This window comes from Salinicola sp. MH3R3-1, assembly GCF_001937155.1.
Lineage (GTDB): Bacteria > Pseudomonadota > Gammaproteobacteria > Pseudomonadales > Halomonadaceae > Salinicola > Salinicola halophyticus.
Map to the genome: position 1 here is coordinate 1 of NZ_MSDP01000008.1, position 16624 is coordinate 16624.

16 protein-coding genes are annotated in these 16624 nt (G+C 62.1%); 13 read left to right on the forward strand and 3 right to left on the reverse strand.

What is annotated here, in order from left to right; translation table 11 throughout:
• A partial coding sequence (locus tag BTW08_RS06060; RefSeq protein ID WP_210403204.1) for a hypothetical protein occupies positions 1-279 on the reverse strand: 279 nt, incomplete at its 3' end.
• A gap of 11 nt (positions 280-290) precedes the next feature.
• Positions 291-656, reverse strand: coding sequence for a hypothetical protein (locus tag BTW08_RS06065; protein ID WP_075561637.1), 366 nt, complete (start codon positions 654-656; stop codon positions 291-293).
• A gap of 278 nt (positions 657-934) precedes the next feature.
• On the opposite strand from BTW08_RS06065, the gene BTW08_RS06070 reads away from it, so the two are divergent.
• From BTW08_RS06070 to BTW08_RS06090, 5 genes are all read left to right on the forward strand, one after another.
• Positions 935-1816, forward strand: coding sequence for an NAD(+) kinase (locus BTW08_RS06070; protein ID WP_075561638.1), 882 nt, complete (start codon positions 935-937; stop codon positions 1814-1816).
• Position 1817: 1 nt separating this feature from the next.
• Entirely contained in the window at positions 1818-2795 is a 978-nt protein-coding gene (locus tag BTW08_RS06075) for a metallophosphoesterase (protein ID WP_075561639.1), read from the forward strand.
• A 353-nt stretch (positions 2796-3148) separates the two neighbouring features.
• Positions 3149-4042, forward strand: a complete 894-nt coding sequence (locus BTW08_RS06080; protein WP_075561640.1) for a rhomboid family intramembrane serine protease — start codon at positions 3149-3151, stop codon at positions 4040-4042.
• Entirely contained in the window at positions 4039-4305 is a 267-nt protein-coding gene (locus BTW08_RS06085) for a DUF1315 family protein (protein WP_075561641.1), read from the forward strand. Before BTW08_RS06080 ends, BTW08_RS06085 begins: the two co-directional genes overlap by 4 nt.
• Positions 4293-5177, forward strand: a complete 885-nt coding sequence (locus tag BTW08_RS06090) for a DUF2797 domain-containing protein (protein ID WP_075561642.1) — start codon at positions 4293-4295, stop codon at positions 5175-5177. Before BTW08_RS06085 ends, BTW08_RS06090 begins: the two co-directional genes overlap by 13 nt.
• Positions 5178-5310: 133 nt before the next feature.
• Here the strand turns inward: BTW08_RS06090 and BTW08_RS06095 are convergent, their stop codons facing one another.
• Positions 5311-6798: a RimK family protein gene (locus BTW08_RS06095; protein WP_075561643.1), complete on the reverse strand. Its 1488-nt coding sequence runs from the start codon at positions 6796-6798 to the stop codon at positions 5311-5313.
• Between the two features lie 225 nt (positions 6799-7023).
• Here BTW08_RS06095 and BTW08_RS06100 point away from each other — a divergent pair, with 225 nt between their 5' ends.
• The 8 genes from BTW08_RS06100 (at position 7024) to BTW08_RS06135 (ending at position 16493) form a co-directional block, all read left to right on the forward strand.
• Positions 7024-7563 carry a GNAT family N-acetyltransferase gene (locus BTW08_RS06100; protein WP_083627714.1) on the forward strand — a complete coding sequence of 180 codons (540 nt, stop codon included), beginning with the start codon at positions 7024-7026 and terminating at the stop codon, positions 7561-7563.
• Positions 7564-7602: 39 nt separating this feature from the next.
• Positions 7603-8088, forward strand: coding sequence for a YajQ family cyclic di-GMP-binding protein (locus BTW08_RS06105; protein ID WP_075561644.1), 486 nt, complete (start codon positions 7603-7605; stop codon positions 8086-8088).
• A 309-nt stretch (positions 8089-8397) separates the two neighbouring features.
• The gene (locus BTW08_RS06110; RefSeq protein ID WP_075561645.1) at positions 8398-11400 is read left to right on the forward strand and encodes a molybdopterin cofactor-binding domain-containing protein; all 3003 of its coding nucleotides are present in this window, start codon (positions 8398-8400) and stop codon (positions 11398-11400) included.
• Positions 11397-12245 carry an FAD binding domain-containing protein gene (locus BTW08_RS06115; RefSeq protein WP_075561646.1) on the forward strand — a complete coding sequence of 283 codons (849 nt, stop codon included), beginning with the start codon at positions 11397-11399 and terminating at the stop codon, positions 12243-12245. The genes BTW08_RS06110 and BTW08_RS06115 overlap by 4 nt, the downstream gene beginning before the upstream one ends.
• A complete protein-coding gene (locus BTW08_RS06120; RefSeq protein WP_075561647.1) occupies positions 12226-12732 on the forward strand; it encodes a (2Fe-2S)-binding protein in 507 nt (168 codons plus the stop codon). The genes BTW08_RS06115 and BTW08_RS06120 overlap by 20 nt, the downstream gene beginning before the upstream one ends.
• Complete coding sequence (locus BTW08_RS06125) at positions 12732-14261, forward strand: AMP-binding protein (RefSeq protein WP_075561648.1); 1530 nt, start codon at positions 12732-12734, stop codon at positions 14259-14261. The genes BTW08_RS06120 and BTW08_RS06125 overlap by 1 nt, the downstream gene beginning before the upstream one ends.
• Positions 14262-14336: 75 nt before the next feature.
• A complete protein-coding gene (locus BTW08_RS06130) occupies positions 14337-15140 on the forward strand; it encodes an enoyl-CoA hydratase/isomerase family protein (protein ID WP_075561649.1) in 804 nt (267 codons plus the stop codon).
• 69 nt (positions 15141-15209) lie between these two features.
• The gene (locus BTW08_RS06135) at positions 15210-16493 is read left to right on the forward strand and encodes a benzoate/H(+) symporter BenE family transporter (protein ID WP_083627715.1); all 1284 of its coding nucleotides are present in this window, start codon (positions 15210-15212) and stop codon (positions 16491-16493) included.
• Positions 16494-16624 lie beyond the last annotated feature (131 nt).

Here is a 16624-nt window from a genome sequence, read left to right on the forward strand (position 1 = left end):
CGAATCGCTCTGAGTCGAATCGCTCTGAGTCGAATCGCTCTGAGTCGAATCGCTTTGAGTCGACTCGCTCTGAGCGGCATCGGACTGAGTGGCGCCCTGAGTTCCGGCTGATGAATCATCGGCACTGCTATTGGCCGAAGACTGATTGGATTCGGTGGGCTGATCTTGCGCCAGCAGTGGAGCGGGAGCGATCAAGAGCGCGAGTGCCGTGGCCATTCCCAGCCGCTGTGCCGTAGCTTTCAGCGTGGGTATGGACAGTGTCGGCGAGGGTATGGGCATGAATCGGCTCCTCATGAATGAACTGTTTTGGTGGAGGCGGTCGGGCTGGCCATGTCCATCAGCAGACCGATAAGGCCAACCACCATGGCGGCCGTCAGCCACCACTGATGCAGCAGCAGCCCAGCGAAGCCGGTGCCGACGAGCGCCAGCAGGATCAGCACGCGCAGCGCGACGCGGCCGCTACGGCATGACAGCGGTGCCAGCACCAGCGTCAAAACGACCAGTGCGATCGTCGAGAGAATGACGACCAGCGCGCCGAGCGTGCCGTTGACCCCGGTCAGCGGAGTGAAATAGGCATAAAGTGACACGGCGAGCCCGACGAGCGAGCCCAGCAGCAGCACGATGATGCCCGCCCTGAATGATCGAGATTGGGACATGAGGTTGTTGTCTCCTGATGAGAGCGGTTTGGTGCACCTGGCGGCTGCTTCTGCGTTGCTCTGATATTGCATCAGGCCAAAAAACATCGACGAAACAGCTCGATGGTGTGGCTACGCTTGCCCGTATTCCACATGCCAGGCCGGCTAAAGTATAAAGGATTTTTAGAAGTTAGCAGAGAAACTATCCTGCTTTTTTTGCCCGCATCCGAGCCTCGTTTGCCGGCGGACGAGAGCAGCCAGCATAATGGCCGGCCGTCACGCCGCGAGAGACACCTTGTATGGAATCGTTCAACACCATCGGTCTGATTGGCCGCCTGGGCAGCGACAAGGTCGTCGAGACGCTCAAGCGTCTGATGATCTTTCTCGAGCGTCGTGGTCTCGATCTTGTGATCGAGGATCGTACCGCCGCGCTGCTTCCCGGCCATCGCCACGGTGAAGCCCGGCGTCGAGAGCTGGGTACGCTGTGTGATCTGGTGATCGTGGTGGGGGGCGATGGCAGTCTGCTCGGCGCGGCGAGAACGCTATGTCACAGCGCGGTACCGGTGCTCGGCATCAATCGTGGACGGCTGGGCTTTCTGACCGACATTCTGCCGGACGAGGTCGAACAGAAAGTGGCCGAGGTGCTGGACGGCCAGTACGACACCGAGCGCCGCTTCCTGCTCGAGGCGGAACTCTATCGCGGCGAACGACTGATCGGCTCCGGCACCAGCCTCAACGATGTCGTCGTGCATCCCGGCAAGGCCGCACGGATGATCGAGTTCGAACTGTTCGTCGACGATCGTTTCGTCTACTCACAGCGATCCGACGGCCTGATCATGGCGACGCCGACCGGCTCCACGGCTTATGCGCTATCCGGCGGCGGGCCGATCGTGCATCCGGGGCTGGAAGCCATCACGCTGGTGCCGATGTTCCCGCACACGCTCTCCAGCCGGCCGATCGTGATCGATGCGGCCAGCGAGATCCGGGTGCAGATCGGCGATATCAATCAGGCCTATCCGCATGTCAGCTGCGACGGTCAGACCCGTGTCGTCTGCAAGCCCGACGACGTGCTCTACGTTCGTCGCCACGCCGAGCGCCTGACGCTGATCCATCCGCGCGGACACAGTTTCTTCGAGGCCTGCCGTTCCAAGCTGGGATGGAGCAGCAGGCTGGGAGACTGACATGGCCCAGCAACGCGAGGTCGATGGCTATGATCTGATCGGGGATGTTCACGGCTGCGGTCGGAGCCTGGTCAGGCTGCTCGAGAAGCTCGGCTATCGGGCGGAAGACGGTGTATTTCGTCATCCCCGCCGCCAGGTGATCTTTCTGGGGGATCTGATCGATCGTGGCCCCAACATCCGGCTTGCAGTTTCCATCGCCAAGGGGATGGTCGACGCTGGCGAGGCGCACATCGTGATGGGCAACCACGAGTACAACGCCCTGGCCTACTGCCACCAGGCACCCAGCGATAGCGAACGCGACTGGCTGCGCGAGCATACGCCGCGCAACCACCGCATCATCGAGCGGACGCTGGAACAGTTTCACGCCTTTCCGATGGAGTGGGAAACCTGTCTTGCCTGGTTCATGACGCTGCCGCTGTGTCTCGACCTGGAAGGGCTGCGGGTGGTTCACGCTTGCTGGGACGAGCCCTTGGTCGACGCTTTTCTCGCACGCCGCCCCGACGCCCGTATCGACCGCGCTTTTCTGACCGAGTCGACGTCCCCCGGCAGTTTTGCCCATCGGGTCATGGATCGGCTGACCCGCGGCACGCAGATGCCACTGCCACCCGGGGTCGAGATTCGGTCCCGCGATGGCTTCACGCGGCGCTCGTTTCGAGCGCATTTCTGGTGCCGAAACCCGCACACCTATGGCGATGTGGTATTTCAACCCGACAACCTGCCGCCGGCGCTCGAAGATAGGCCGCTGAGCGCTGCAGAGCGAGAGCGGCTGGCTTTCTATCCGGAATCGGCGCCGCCGCTGTTCGTCGGTCATTACTGGTGCCAGGGCGTGCCGGCGCTGCCGCGGGCCAACATCGCCTGCCTCGATTACAGCGCGGTGAAGCACGGCCGGTTGGTGGCTTACCGTTGGGAAGGGGAGCAGCGGCTCGATGCCAATCGTTTCGTCTGGGTCGATGTATCGAAGGAGGGCATTCGGGACTGACGTCTTCGCGATCCTGAGTTTTGCATTTTTTTACACGGCTGCAGGTTTTTGATTCGAAGATACTTTTGGGAAAAACTCGATCGAGAGGGAGAAAGAATCGGAATTTTTTCGAGCCTTCCGGGAACTACCGCCACCCGAGGTCCTCAAAGTCAGTGTTCCCTTGAATGATCCCTTGCTCTTATCCGGCGGCCTACCGCCGGATTTTTCTTTGTCGGCTCTGTAGAATGGCCGCTCGGATTCGTTTTGGTATGGATGCCTGCCGGCATCGATGCTCGCGTTCGTGGTCAAACGTCACGAGCGTTTCCGGAGTCGATGTTTCGCTATTCTCTCGGCAAGTGAGTCGGATCTCTTTCATGTACAAACTTCTCGAGCTGCCTGGTGACCTGGATACGCGTCCGTTGCGGCAGGCGCTATGGGCACACCATATCGGGCATCGTTTTACCCAGCAGGAAAATCAGCAGGTATTGTGGCTGGCCGATCCCGAGCAGCGCGATGAGGCCGCCCGGCTGATCGAACTCTGGCATCGCGGCGAGCTGGACGCGTCAGCGACCCGTGCCGCGCCTCGGCGTCGGCCCAGCGTCACCGGGCAGGCGTTCGGCCAGGCGCCGTTTGCCGCCGGCCTGATTGCCGTCTGCGTGGCGATTTTTCTCGCCATGACATTCGCCGGCGACGCCATCGTCCGTGCGCTTGTCATCGTTCCGCTGGACGTGGTGGGTCAGCGAATCGTGCCGGGCGATCTGGTCACCGATACCTTGGCCGGTGGACAGATATGGCGGCTGTTCACGCCAGCGCTTTTGCACTTCGGCTGGATGCATCTGATCTTCAACATGCTGTGGGTGTGGTATTTCGGCCGCCAGGTCGAGTCGGTCCAGGGCTGGCGTCGGCTCGGCGTTATCGTTCTGGTCGCGGCACTGTTTTCCAACCTCGCGCAATATTTCACCGGCACCGTGCTGTTCGGGGGCATGTCAGGGGTCGACTATGCGCTGCTGGGTTACGTGTGGCTGCTATCTCGCCGCCGGCCGGGCAGCGGATTTTTCGTGCCGCAGATGTTGATGGTCTTCATGCTGGGCTGGATGGTCTTCACCATGACGGGGCTGGGGGATGCGGTCGGCTTTGGCAACGTCGCCAACGAGGCGCATCTGGGCGGATTGCTGGTCGGGCTGGTGATGGGTTGGTTCGCCAGCCGCAACGCGTCGGGCGGCGGCCACGACGTTTCAGGAGAGAGCTCTTCAGGAGACAATCAGTGAGCGAGATGAATTTCGACCGCATGGTCGCGCAGATGACGGTAGAGATGTACGAGAACTTCAAGCAGGCCATCCAGCTGCGGAAATGGCCCGATGGTCGCCGCTTGAGCCCCGAGCAGACCGAGCTCTGCCTGGAAGCGGTGATCAAGTATGAAATGATCCATGACGTGCCTGCGGACCAGCGCGTGGGATACCTGGAGCGCAACGAGTGTGCTTCCGGCAGCCATTCGTCGGCCGAGGAAGCCGCGGTCAAATGGATCAACTGATTCTGGGTCGGCCCGATTCACGACACGAGGGCCAGGCCGCCAGCGGCCAGCTGCGCAAGCTCGATATCCGGCTGCCGACGGAGACTGGCCGAGCCGACTATCATCTGCGCACCGGCGAACAGCGTGTGGCGATCAACGGCTGGGTGGGGCAGCGTATTCGCTTGCATTCCAGCGGCCAGATTCACTGCGTCGAGTGCGGGCGAGCCACGCGCAAGAGCTTCGGTCAGGGCCATTGTTATCCCTGTTTTACCTCGCTGGCGCATTGCGATCTGTGCATGATGCGCCCGGAGACCTGTCACTATTTCCAGGGCACCTGTCGCGACCCGGCCTGGGGCGAACGCCACTGTTTCCGCCCCCACACCGTCTACCTGGCCAATGCTTCGGGCCTCAAGGTCGGCATTACGCGGGGTACCAACATGCCGACGCGCTGGCTGGATCAGGGCGCGATCCAGGCGTTGCCGATTCTCGATGTCGATACGCGCCAGCAGTCGGGCATGGTGGAAACGCTGTTCAAGTCGCATGTCTCCGATCGCACCAACTGGCGAGCGATGCTCAAGGGCGAGGTCGAACCGCTCGATCTGCTGGCCGAGCGCGATCGCCTGCTGACCGAGCTTGCGCCGGGGCTCGCAGCCTTGCGCCGGCGTTTCGGTGAAGAGGCGATCCAGACGGTCGACGACGTCGCGCCGCTGGCGATCGACTATCCCGTTCTCGAATGGCCGCGCAAGATCGTGTCATTGAATTTCGACAAGACACCGTCGATCGAGGGCACCTTGCTGGGCCTCAAGGGGCAGTACCTGATTCTCGATACCGGCGTCATCAACCTGCGCAAATTCGCCGGCTATCAGGTGTCCGCGAGCGCGGAAGCGGCCTGAGCTGGAGCGCTTCGAGCTGAATGCCCCGGGGCTGACATAGTCCGAGGTGAACTAGCCCCGGGTGAACTAGCCCCGGGTGAACTAGCCCCGGGTGATCTAGCCCGAAGTGGCCTAGCCCGAGCCGGCAGGCCCGTCAGCGCGGTTTGTGCTCGAGCTGACGCTCCATGCGTTTCAGGAATACCGCCATGACCTGCTCGTAGAGCGCGTCCTTCAGTACGAGATCCTCCACGCCGGCATCCAGGTTGGGGTTGTCGTTGACCTCGATGACCACCACGCGGTCGCCGATCTGCTTGAGATCGACACCGTAAAGGCCGTTGCCGATCAGCTTGGTCGCCCGCAGCGCCGCCTTGACCACCGGTGGCGGTACTTCGGAAAGATCGTGGGTGGTGAATCCGCCGCTACGGGTCTTGCCGCTGGAGTGGTCGTAGATCTGCCAGTGGCCCCGCGCCATGTAATAGCGACTGGCGAACAGCATCTGGCCGTCCAGCACCCCGATGCGCCAGTCGAAATCGGTGGGCAGCCACTCCTGCAGCAGCAGCAGGGCGGACGACTCGAACAGCTTGGGCGCCTCGGCGACCAGCTCCTCCCGCGAGCGAATCTTGACCACGCCCTTGGAAAAGGCGCCGTCCGGCACTTTCAGTACCAGTGGGTACTCCAGGTGTGCGAGTTTTTCGTCGAGCCGTTTCATGTCGCCGCGATACAGCAGCTGGCCCCGAGGCGCGGGGATCTTGTGGGTGCCCAGCAGCTCGTGGAGGAAAATCTTGTTGGTGCAGCGCAGGATCGACTGCGGATCGTCGATCACGACCAGGCCTTCATGTTCGGCCTTCTTGGCCATGCGATAGGTGTGATGATCTAGCCGGGTCGTCTCGCGGATGAACAGGGCATCGAATTCGGCCAGCCGGCCGGCGTCGCGGTGGGTGATCAGGCTGACATCGATACCCAGGCGTCGTCCGGCACGAATGAAGCGCTTGATCGCGCCTCGGTTGCTGGGCGGCAAAGCCTCCTGCGGATCGATCAGTATCGCCAGATCGAAGCGATAACGACGCCGCGCTCGCGGTGTTCGCCAGACCCGGGTGGAGTGACGGTTCAACGCCGTCGCGAATCGATCTTCCTCCTCGGGCTGCAACGCCGTCAGCGCCAGAGGCTTGAGACGCGTCAGGCGCCAGACGCTCTGGCGCTTCTCGAAACGGGCCTCCAGCAGTGGATGAGGCAGGCGCTCGAACAGGCGGCGCGCCAGGCGTTGCAGCTCAGGCGCGAGGCATTCGCCGAAGAAGACGCGCAGCGTGAAGGTGTCTCCCGCGAGTACGCCGCGCTTGTCCAGCTCCATCAGCAACGGGTCGATCGCTGCCAGTTGCATGTCGATCAGCGCCTTGCGTGACAACTGGTTGAGCGTTTCGACGCTGGGTAGAACACGTTGATCGCGGGCCTGCGCCAGCAGCGAGACGTAATAGCCGGTTTCCAGATAGTCGAGGTTGGCGCACAGATTGATGACGTGAGTGGCATCATCGGTCGCGGCCGAACCCGCCAGGGCCAGAAAGTCGTCGGCGGCGGTCAGGTCCTCGGAAGGGTAATAAGGTTGCCAGTCGGTGATGCGGTCAACGACGATACGCAGGCGAGACATGAATGGGTGACTCCTTTTTCGACGTTGCCCGAGAGTATTCGGCGTTGATACGAAAATGCAGCCGGAACTGCAAGGGAAAACAGCTTGCAGTGATGCGAAGTCGACGACAAGCCGTTGCCGGCATGAAATAATTTCGGCTCGATTGGTCAGCGCCGTCGAGACAGCATGCCGGGATGGCATGACGAAAGCGCAAGTCAAAAAAAGCACGTCGAGAGAGTTCGTCGAATGAATGCCGCCGAAGGGCCGCCCGCCACCGAAATCCCAGATGAGAGCGCACGCCTGCGCCGCACGCTTCGTCCCGGCCTGCCCGCCGATTGCGACGCCCTGTATCAATTGGAAGAGCGTTGCTTTGACGACGACCGTTTTAGCCGCCGCCAACTCGCGCATCTGTTGACCCGTGCCAACGCCGTCAATCTGCTGGCGGTCAGCGACGATCAGCGCGTCGTTGGCTATGGCACGCTGCTGTTTCGGCGCAACAGCGTGACGGCCAGACTTTACTCTTTCTGCGTCGACCCCGTCGCTCGCGGTACCGGGCTCGGCCGGGAGCTACTCCAGGCGCTCGAAGATGCCGCCCGCGAGCGGGGCAGCCAACGCCTCTTGCTGGAGGTCCGTGCCGACAATCGCGTGGCGATGGGGCTCTACCGGCGGATGGGATTCAACGCGCGCCGCTGGCTGGACGACTACTATGCCGACGGCTGCGCCGCCTGGCAGATGGACAAGCGACTCGAGTCGGCCGAAATACCGGCTGCGGCGCTTGAAGACTGACTTCGGCCGCACACAGGCCCTTTTTCAAGGAGGATTGACATGCCATCTTTCGACATCGTTTCCGAATTCGATCGTCACGAAGCGACCAATGCCGTCGATCAGGCGAACCGGGAGATTCAGACCCGTTTCGACTTTCGCGGCGTCGATGCCAGCTTTGCGCTGGAAGGCGAGACCGTCTCGCTCGAGGCGGACGCCGAGTTCCAGCTGCAGCAGATGATCGATGTGCTGCGCAACAAGCTGATCGCGCGAGGCATCGATCCGCGCTGCATGGAAATCGAGGATGCCCAGACTTCCGGCGTCAAGGCGCGCCAGCAGGTCAAGCTCAAGCAGGGGCTCGAGCAGCCGGACGCCAAGGCGATCGTCAAGCTGTTGAAAGATTCGAAACTCAAGGTGCAGCCCGCGATCCAGGGTGACAAGGTCCGCGTCAGCGGCAAGAAGCGCGACGACCTGCAACAGGCCATCGCGCTGCTCAAGGGAGAGGACGGCCCGGACCTTCCGCTTCAATACGATAACTTTCGTGACTGATTTTCCAGCCCCTCGGGCCCGCTCTCGACTGGCTGGCCCGTTTTTCCATCCTTGTCTTTCTTCGCCTCCTTGTCGCCTCGCCTTCTATTTTGCGCTTTCCATGCTGTCCTTTGTTCTCGTCGTCGTACCCGAGTCGAAGTCGCTCGTCGATCTCCGATGATCGGTAGCGTCAGACTTTAGTCTTGAAATCAGACTCGGCGGCAAACGATCCGACTCTGCGGATAAACTCCGTATCGATCGGCAATGCATCGAAATCGTCCGCGATCATAGACTCCTCGGCACAGCTTCACGCCCATCGAGGAGTCGTCGATGAATTCAGCAACACTGCTTCATCATCAGCAGCCGCACTCCTACGTCGGCAAGCGCCAGCCGCGCGTCGAGGACGAGGCGTTGTTGCGAGGATTGGGGCGCTACGCTGACGATCTCGCCGTCCCGCCGGGAACACTGCATGCGGCGGTCGTTCGGTCGCCCCATGCGCACGCCAGAATCCAGCGAGTCGTGATAGAGGCTGCCTTGCAGATACCGGGCGTGCGAGGTGTGCTGACTGGCGAGGACGTCAAACGCTGGGCGGCACCGTTTCCCGTGGGGGTACGTCAGCCCATGGAGCACTGGTGTCTGGCGGTCGATAAGGTTCGCTACGTCGGTGAACCGGTGGCGGTGATCATCGCCGAGGACCGTTATCTAGCCGAGGACGCCCTCGAATCCGTCGAGGTCGAATACGACGTTCTTGGCGTCTCCATCGATCCCGAAATGGCCACTAACGATGACGCCAGCGTACTGCACGAGGCCGTCGGCAGTAACGTCGTCAATGATCGTTATTTCAATTATGGCGATGCGGATACCGCTTTCGAGCAGGCAGCGCACAGACTTTCCCTCAAGGTGCGCTACCCCCGTAGTGCCTGCACGCCGATCGAGTGCTACGTCGTTCTGGGTCAGTACGATCCCGCGGAGGGTGGCTACGACGTCATGGCCAATTTCCAGGGGCCCTACGCGATTCATTCGGTGATGGCGCGTGCCCTGCAGGTGCCCGCCAATCGTCTTCGACTGCGTACGCCGCCGGATTCCGGCGGCAGCTTCGGGATCAAGCAGGGCGTCTTTCCTTATGTCGTGATGATGGGGCTGGCGGCACGCAAGGTCGGGGCGCCGGTAAAGTGGGTCGAGGATCGGCACGAGCATTTGCAGGGCGCATCGTCGGCCACCAACCGAGTCACCACGATTGAAGCGGCCTTTGCGAGCGACGGGCGTGTCTCGGCCTTGCGTTTCGATCAGCTCGATGATTGCGGTGCCTATCTACGGGCCCCGGAGCCTGCCACCACCTATCGAATGCACGGCAATCTCACTGGCGCTTACGACATTCATCACCTTCAGGTTCGCAACCGTATCGTCATGACCAACAAGATGCCGACCGGCCTCAATCGTGGGTTCGGCGGGCCTCAGGTCTACTTTGCACTGGAGCGACTGATGCAGCGTATTGCCGTGACGCTGGATCTTGACCCGCTCGATGTGATTCGTCGCAACTTGGTGCCCACCGAGGCTTTTCCCTATCGCTGCGCCGCCGGGGCGCTACTGGATTCCGGTGATTATCGACGCGGTATCGAACTTGGTGTCGAGCAGGGCGGCCTCGAAGAGTTGCGCCAGCGTCGGGAGTCTGCCCGTCGCGAAGGTCGCCATTACGGAATCGGCTATACGGTGGCCGTGGAGCCGTCGATCTCCAACATGGGTTACATCACCATGGCGCAGATGCCGGAGGAGCGTCGTCGTGCCGGGCCCAAGAACGGAGCGGTGAGTACCGCCACCATCAGTGTCGACCCGCTGGGTAGCGTCAGCGTCCACGTCTCTTCCACGCCCCAAGGTCAGGGGCATCGAACCGTCGCGGCCCAGGTGGTCGCCGACGTGTTGGGAATTTCCCTCGAAAGCATCCGTGTCGATGTAGAGCTCGATACCGGCAAGGATGCCTGGTCGATCGCCTCGGGCAACTATTCCAGTCGTTTTGCCGGTGCGGTGGCTGGCGCCGTCCATAACGCGGCGCTCAAGATTCGTGCGCGTCTGGACGCCATCGCCGCGCAACAGTGGCAGGTGTCGGTCGAGGACATCCGCTTCGGCTATGGGCGAATCTATACCGCCGACGGTGTCCACTCCACGTCATTTCAGCGTCTCGCCGGCGCGACTCACTGGGCGCCGGGAACGCTGCCTGAAGGTGAAACGGGCGGGTTGCGCGAAACCGCCTTCTGGACGCCGGCCGAACTGACGGCGCCCGATGACGACGAGCGTATCAACAGCTCGCTCTGCTACGGCTTCATTTTCGATTATTGCGGCGTGGAGCTCGATTCGCTTACCGGTCGCGTGACAATCGACCGCTACGTCACGCTGCATGACGCCGGACGCATGCTCAATCCGCAGCTGGTGGACGGGCAGGTGCGCGGCGCTTTCGCTCAGGCGGTAGGTGCCGCGCTCTACGAAGCCTTCCATTACAACGAGGATGGCAGCTTTGCCTCGGGCACGCTGGCCGATTACCTGATCCCCACGACCGTTGAAGTGCCGGATCCGACCATTCTGCACATGGAAACGCCCTCCCCATTCACGCCGCTTGGGGCGAAAGGCGTCGGTGAAGGCAACAACATGAGTACGCCGGTGTGCATTGCCAACGCGGTAGCAGATGCGCTGGGTGACGCGGTCGAACCGGGGGCCATCGAGCTGCCGTTGACGCCATCGAAAGTCCGCATGCTGATGGGGATCGAGGAACCGCCAAGGCCGGAAGGTGTGGCTGAAGAGAGCGCGCAGGCGTCGACGGGTGGAGGTTCCAAGCTGAGCGCCAGTGACAGTGTCGAAATTCCCGCGTCGCCGCAGCACGTTTTCGACAGCATTCTCGACCCCGACACACTGAAAGCCATGATTCCAGGCTGCCATTCTCTGGAACTGACCGGCGACAACACTTATCGCGCCGACGTCACCGTCGGTGTCGGCATGATCCGGGCCCGCTTCGACGCCCGGGTCGAATTGACCGAACTCGAGCCACCGCACTCGCTGCGTCTCTCCGGTGCTGGCAAGAGCGGGATGGGCGATGCCGCTGGGGCGGCAAAAATTCGATTCAGCGAAATCGAAGGCGGAAAGACCCGCCTGGACTACGACTACGAGGTGACGGTGGGCGGCAAGATCGCTTCGGTGGGCGGACGCATGCTCTCCAGCGCCTCGAAGATGCTCATCGGTCAGATCTTCTCGCGGCTCTCGCAACGGTTGAGTGGCAGCACGAGCAAAGGATCGCTATGGCAACGATTGCGCGCTCTGACCGGCAAGCGCGGAGGTGACCAATGAAACCAGCTGCCTTCGATTACTACCGACCCACGACCCGGCGCGAGGCCATCGAGCAACTGGTCGAACGCGGGGAAGATGCTCGAATCATCGCCGGCGGCCAATCGCTGATGGCCGTACTCAACATGCGCCTGAGTCAGCCCCGGGTGCTGATCGACATCAGTGCCGTCGACGAGCTGCGTTATATCGAGCGACGCGACGGTTATCTTGCGGTAGGTGCTGCCACCACCCAGGCCGAACTGGCGGAGTACGCCGCACTCGCTGACGAAGTGCCGCTGCTGGCACAGATGCTGCCCTGGATCGGCCATTTCCAGACCCGCAATCGCGGCACCGTCTGCGGATCCATCGCGCATGCCGACCCCAGTGCCGAGCTGCCGCTATGCCTCGCCACGCTGGGCGGTGAAGTGGTGCTGGAGACGAAGCGTGGTAAACCGCGTCGCGTGACCGGGGAGGACTTCTTTCAGGGGGTCTTGACCACCGCTCGACGTCCCCAAGAATTGATCACCGAAGTGCGCTTTCCGCTCAGCAAGGCAGGGCACCGCTATCGCTTCCAGGAGGTCGCCATGCGCCATGGTGATTTCGCCATCGTCGCCTTGGCTGTCGACATCGGCGAAACCGAATACCGCCTCGGCGTGGGCGGCGTTGCTGACCGGCCCGTGGTGCGACGCATTCCCCGCGACATCGACCTCGACGACGCCCTCAACACGTTGGCCTGGTCTCTCGAGGCGCAGGACGACATTCACGCCTCTGCCACTTACCGCCGTCACCTGGTACGAGAAATGGGACGGCGACTGATGACCGAAGAGATCGTCCAGGAGGAGACCGCCGATGTACGTCCGGCTCGATGAACGCTATCGCGTCACGCTAACGCTCAATGGTCGCGAGCGCAGTGCCTATGCCGAACCGCGCACGCAGCTGTGTGACTTCCTGCGGCACTCGCTCGGCGCTACCGGGACACACGTCGGATGTGAGCATGGCGTATGTGGCGCCTGCACCGTGATGGTCGACGGACGCGCCACACGATCGTGCCTGATGCTCGCCGTACAAGTCGAAGGCCGTCGTGTGGAAACGATCGAGTCGTTGGCAAAAGAGGGCGAGCTCAACGATCTGCAGCACGCGTTTCGGGAACATCACGCTCTGCAATGCGGATTCTGCACGGCGGGGATACTGATGTCCTGCCACGAATTTCTAGGCCGCGTGACGGACCCGAGCGAAGCCGAGGTGCGCGACATGCTGTCGGGTCATCTCTGCCGCTGTACCGGTTACACCGGCATCGTCCAGGCCGTGCTGGCAGTGGCCCGGGCCAGACAGAACAACCGACAGGAGGCACCCTAATGTTCGACCTTGGCCGCAGTTTTCTCGCAACGGTAGAACGACGTCCGCGGTCGATAGCGATCACGGATGGTGAGTTCCGGCGCAGCTACGCCGAATGGCTCGAGGATATCCAGAGCGTGGCACGCGGGCTGGAAGCATTGGGGCTGGGCCGTGGAGACCATCTGATCGTGGTAATGCAAAACCGTTGGCAGATGGCAACGCTGCATTGGGCCTGTCAGTTTGCCGGCATTATCGTCACCCCGATCAACTGGCGCTCGACGGACCGGGACGTGCGCTACTGTCTGGAAGACGCCGAGGCCCGTGGCGTCGCGTTCGATGCCGCAGGCGCCGAGGCAGTTCTGGCCTGCGAGGAAGCCTACGCCATTTCTCGTATCGCGGTGGGCGGCTGCGGCGACGACGCGGCGGTGGCATTCGAGTCGCTGCTCGGCGGGCAGGGCGAGACGCTGTGTCGCGCTCGACCCGAAGATATCTCGCTGATGCTCTATACCTCGGGCACGAGCGGAAGGCCCAAGGGCGTACCGCGAACGCATCAAGCGGAGCGCGCTGCGGCGATGGCGCACGTGGCCCAGAATCTTTATCGCCACGACGAACGCACGCTAGGCGTCATGCCCCTCTATCACACCATGGGGGTACGTTCGCTGTTGTCGATGGCGCTGATCGATGGCGCCTTCGTCTGCGTGCCGCGCTTCGACCCGGAAGCCACATTGGAAGCGATCGAGCGCGATCGGGTGACCAACCTCTATCTCGTTCCCACGCTCTATCACATGCTGATCGAGCATCCGACCTTCCGTGCCGAGCGTGTGGCCAGCGTCGACAAGATCGGTTTCGCCGGGGCGGCGATGAGCGCTGGACTGATGGCCCGCGTCGAAGCCGCCTTTGAGCCGAGTCTGTTCGTCAATCACTACGGCTGCTCAGAGATATACACGTTCACCATCGATCAACGAGCCAACCGCAAGCCGGGCTCCTCCGGTCGCGCCTCGCTCAATCAACGCATCCGGGTGGTGCCGGTCGATGCGGCATCCCCCGACGAAGTCCTGCCGGCGGGACAGGAGGGTGAAATCATCGCCGATCTGGCCGGAGACGAGGCTTTTTCGGGATATTGGCGGCGCCCCGAAGCCGACCAGAAGTCGCTCCGCGATGGATGGTACTTCACCAGCGACATGGGCTATCTGGACGAGGACGGCGATCTTTTCGTCACCGGCCGTGTCGACGACCTGATCATCACCGGCGGCGAGAACGTCAGCCCCGCCGAGATCGAGAACGTGCTCTCGCTGCATCCGCAGGTCGAGGAAGTGGTGGTCGCCGGGCTGCCCGACGAGCAGTGGGGCCAAATCGTCACGGCGTTCGTCAAGGTGCGTGGCGCGGTGGACGAAAACGCTCTGAGCGAGCACTGCAACGAAGCTGGCCTCACACGCTTCAAACGCCCGCGCCGCTACATCTTCGTCGAAGACATTCCCAAATCCGCCGTTGGCAAGGTCCTGCGTCGCGTGCTCCTCGATGACCGCGCCGACTCCCTGGCCACCGACTAACTGCCGGTTCGCGTCCGATTCACGTTCGATCCGATCCACGACCCGCTCACGATTCAACCCAATCAAGGAACTGTCATGACTCAACCCGCGATCAAGGATTTTCTGGCTTCCGAGTTCGACGGCTTCGAGGTGCAAGTCGATGCCGATCACGAGCGGGCCGATATTGTTCTCAATCGTCCGCCGCTCAACGTGATCGCCATGTCGCAGCGGGAGGTGCTGCGGCAGGTATTCGAGGCGCTCGACGGCCACGACGATGTGCGAGTCATCGTGTTGCGTGCCGAAGGAGAGCATTTCTCCAGCGGCGGTGACATCAAGGGGTTTCTGGAGGCTTCGCCGGAACATGTCTCCAAGCTGGCGTGGAACGTGGCGGCACCGGCACGGTGCGAGAAGCCGGTCATCGTCGCCAATCGCGGTTACACCTTCGGCGTCGGCTTCGAACTTTCGCTGGCGTGTGATTTCCGCATCGCCTCCGAAACCACACGCTACGCCCTGCCCGAGCAGAACCTGGGCCAGATTCCGGGATCCGGCGGCTCCGCTCGACTGCAGAAGATCATCGGCATCACCCGCACCAAGCACATGGTCATGCGCGCCAAGCGCATTACTGGGGTGCAGGCTCTGGAGTGGGGTATCGCTACCGAATGCGTGCCGGATGATCAGTTGGAAGCCGCCACCCGCTCGCTGGTCGAGGAGTTGCGTCGCTTTTCGCCGCTGGCACAGCGCACCGCCAAGAAGCTGATCAACGACAACGAAGACTCGCCGCTGTCGGTTGCCATCGAGATGGAAGGCCACTGCTACAGCCGTCTGCGCAGCTCGAATGACTTCCGCGAAGGGGTCGAAGCCTTTCATGCCAAACGCAAGGCGGTGTTCCGCGGGGAGTAAATTCGGCGACCGCTGAATGCTCACCAGCAACGACACGATAACTAGAAAACGATAACGAGGAGTCACGCCATGTCTCAAAAAGATACCCGGGCTGCGTTGCCGGGAGGAGACCGTATCCATTGGGGGAAAGACCTGCGTTCGGCTCTTTCCTTCAAGTCCATCAGTACCGGAATCGTTGCAGCGCTGTTCGGTTGCTCGGGACCCGCGCTGATCGTGATCAGTGCGGCGAACGCGGGACATCTGACCAATGGGCAGACGGTGGCGTGGCTATTTGCGGTCTATTTTCTCGGCGGTCTAATCAGCTTGATCATGGCGCTTAGATATCGCCAACCCATCACGGGAGCCTATTCCATCCCGGGGGCGGCGATCATGAGCGCCGCACTGGTAACGGTACCGTTCGCCGAGGCGGTCGGGGCGTTCATCTTGAGTGGCCTCATCGTGCTTCTGCTGGGCCTCAGCGGCTGGGTAGGGCGCATCATGCGCTGGCTGCCCATGCCGATCGTCATGGCGATGATCGCCGGGGCGTTGATTCGCTTCGGCGTCGGGGCCGTCGACTCGGTGGGCGCCGCGCCGCTGATTGCCGGAATGGCGCTCGTTGCCTTCTTTCTGACATCACGCTTTTTGAAGTCCGTTCCGCCGGTACTGGTCGCTGCGGTAGTGGGCTTTCTGATGGCCTATTTCACGGGTGCCATCCAGACCGGCGGCGTGGATATCGCGATGGTGGCGCCACAGTTCACCTGGCCGAATTTCTCGTTCGATGCCTTCGTGGCAATATCGATCCCGCTGGCAGCGCTGGTGCTTGGGGCGGAAAACGCCCAGGCGACGGGCGTCTTGCTGGCCGAGGGATATCGGCCGCCGGTCAACGCGATGACGATCATCAGCGGCATCGGCGGCATTGTGGCCGGGCTGCTCGGCGGGCACAACGCCAACATTGCCGGACCGATGACGGCGATCTGCGCCTCCGATCAAGCCGGCGCCGACCGTGAAAAGCGTTATGGCGCGACGCTGGTCAATGGCGTGCTGTTTTGCGCCTTCGGGTTGTTCGCGGGCGGTGCGGTGCCGCTGATCATGGCGCTGCCCAAGGCGTTGATTGCCAGTGTTGCCGGTGTGGCGATGATCGGTGTGCTGCTGGCGGCTTTCCAGCAAGCCTTCAACAAACAGTCCGGTTATCAAATCGGGGCCTTCGTGGCCCTGGTAGTGGCGATGAGCAAATTGAGTCTGTTGGGAATCAGTTCACCATTCTGGGCGTTGGTCGCTGGCATCGCAGTATCGGCCATATTGCGCGAGGCCCCCGTCGACGGCGTATCGGCAACGCCGAGCGAGAACGCTCCTGTCGACGGCAGCCGGGTCTAGGCGGTGCATCGGTGAAAGGCAGGCGCGGTGGTGCCTGGCGAGATCGGGATGGCGTGACGTCAGCTAATCATCGCTTCGTGAGCGGTTTCATCTTTGGTCCAATGCCACCGTTGGATCGGCTTCGGAATGAT

Coding starts and splice junctions, on each gene's coding strand:
- BTW08_RS06135 (WP_083627715.1), top strand. CDS start 15,210: ATGTCTCAAAAAGATACCCGGGCTGCGTTGCCGGGAGGAGACCGTATC.
- BTW08_RS06090 (WP_075561642.1), top strand. CDS start 4,293: ATGGATCAACTGATTCTGGGTCGGCCCGATTCACGACACGAGGGCCAG.
- BTW08_RS06095 (WP_075561643.1), bottom strand. CDS start 6,798: ATGTCTCGCCTGCGTATCGTCGTTGACCGCATCACCGACTGGCAACCT.
- BTW08_RS06125 (WP_075561648.1), top strand. CDS start 12,732: ATGTTCGACCTTGGCCGCAGTTTTCTCGCAACGGTAGAACGACGTCCG.
- BTW08_RS06105 (WP_075561644.1), top strand. CDS start 7,603: ATGCCATCTTTCGACATCGTTTCCGAATTCGATCGTCACGAAGCGACC.
- BTW08_RS06070 (WP_075561638.1), top strand. CDS start 935: ATGGAATCGTTCAACACCATCGGTCTGATTGGCCGCCTGGGCAGCGAC.
- BTW08_RS06065 (WP_075561637.1), bottom strand. CDS start 656: ATGTCCCAATCTCGATCATTCAGGGCGGGCATCATCGTGCTGCTGCTG.
- BTW08_RS06115 (WP_075561646.1), top strand. CDS start 11,397: ATGAAACCAGCTGCCTTCGATTACTACCGACCCACGACCCGGCGCGAG.
- BTW08_RS06100 (WP_083627714.1), top strand. CDS start 7,024: ATGAATGCCGCCGAAGGGCCGCCCGCCACCGAAATCCCAGATGAGAGC.
- BTW08_RS06080 (WP_075561640.1), top strand. CDS start 3,149: ATGTACAAACTTCTCGAGCTGCCTGGTGACCTGGATACGCGTCCGTTG.
- BTW08_RS06110 (WP_075561645.1), top strand. CDS start 8,398: ATGAATTCAGCAACACTGCTTCATCATCAGCAGCCGCACTCCTACGTC.
- BTW08_RS06120 (WP_075561647.1), top strand. CDS start 12,226: ATGTACGTCCGGCTCGATGAACGCTATCGCGTCACGCTAACGCTCAAT.
- BTW08_RS06130 (WP_075561649.1), top strand. CDS start 14,337: ATGACTCAACCCGCGATCAAGGATTTTCTGGCTTCCGAGTTCGACGGC.
- BTW08_RS06075 (WP_075561639.1), top strand. CDS start 1,818: ATGGCCCAGCAACGCGAGGTCGATGGCTATGATCTGATCGGGGATGTT.